The sequence below is a fragment of the Streptomyces phytophilus genome, from assembly GCF_013870535.1.
Classification (GTDB): domain Bacteria; phylum Actinomycetota; class Actinomycetes; order Streptomycetales; family Streptomycetaceae; genus Streptomyces; species Streptomyces phytophilus.
The window spans coordinates 1-1,144 of the sequence record NZ_JACBXC010001625.1; the positions used below are offsets into that span (position 1 = coordinate 1).

The 1,144-nt window shown below is 76.7% G+C and carries 1 pseudogene; it reads right to left on the minus strand.

From position 1 onward, the window contains the following. Nucleotides 1–1,144: pseudogene (locus tag H5J30_RS34730) on the minus strand (hypothetical protein); the annotation flags it as partial.

Genomic DNA, 1,144 nt, shown 5'->3' on the forward strand with positions numbered 1-1,144 from the left:
GCGCAGCAGCGGGCTGCGCTGGCCGTCCGGCTCGGTCAGGCCCGCGATCTCGTACGAGCCGAGCAGCCGCGCGTACACCGCGGGCCGCCCCTGCTCCGACAGGTCCACGGTGAAGCCGACCTCCCCCGCCGCGCGCGTGACGGAGATCCCGCGCCCGTCCGTGCCACTGGTCGCCGCGCCCTCGGCCTGCACCTGGGAGAACAGCTCCACCAGCGCCTCGTGCTGCTCCTGCGGCAGCCGCTGCGCGGCCAGCTCCAGGCCCAGCAGCGGGGCGCGCAGCCGCCCGTCGCGGGTGATCTCGAACTCCCAGGAGGCGCCGCTCAGCTCCTCCTGGCCCGTACCGACGAGGTAGCCGATGCCCAGGCGCGAGGAGCCGCCCGCGAGGTGCGCGAGCTGGTCGGCCTCGGCGGCGGTGGGCTCGGTGGCGACGATGACGAGGTGCGGCGCCCACTGCGTACGCCCCGTCTGCCCGGCGCGGCCGGTGAGCACGCTCTCGTGGCCCGCGTTGCCCAGCGCGTTGGCGCGCTGCGCGGACTCGGCCTCCATGACCTCGATGAGCGCCGGTACGTCCTCCAGATAGCGCACGCGCGTCGGCGCCAGCTCCGTCAGCCGCTCGCCGAAGCCGACGACGGTCACCGACATCCGGTCCGACCACCCGTTGGTGGCCAGCTCCGCGGCGATCGACGACAGCACCGCGAGCCGGTCCGCGGGGGCGCCCTTGACGGCGGCGATGCCGGGGACGGCCTCCAGGTTGAGCAGCAGCCGGGCCTCCTCGCGGGTGCCGAGGCTGGCGAGGCCGGGGTACGGGGCGGCGGCGTCGTCGCCCTCCTCGGGCTGCGGGTAGCTCTCGATGTCGGCGCGGTCGATGCGCCAGAACGTCTGGTCCTGCCCGGTATGCCACGGGGCCGGCGGCTCGCCGGCCACGCCGGCCAGCTGCAGGTACAGGTCGGCGTCGGTCAGCCAGGCGGCGTAGATGGTGGGCAGCGGGCGGGCGGCCTCGGTCAGCGAGGCGGACAGGCCGCGCAGGGCGCGGTCGAGGAACCGTACGCCGCCGGGGTCGGCGCCGACGAGCAGCGCGTCGCGGGCCAGCGCCGCGCGTCCCGTGGGCTCCGCGCCCGTACGGCCCGCGCCGCCGCTCTGGAAC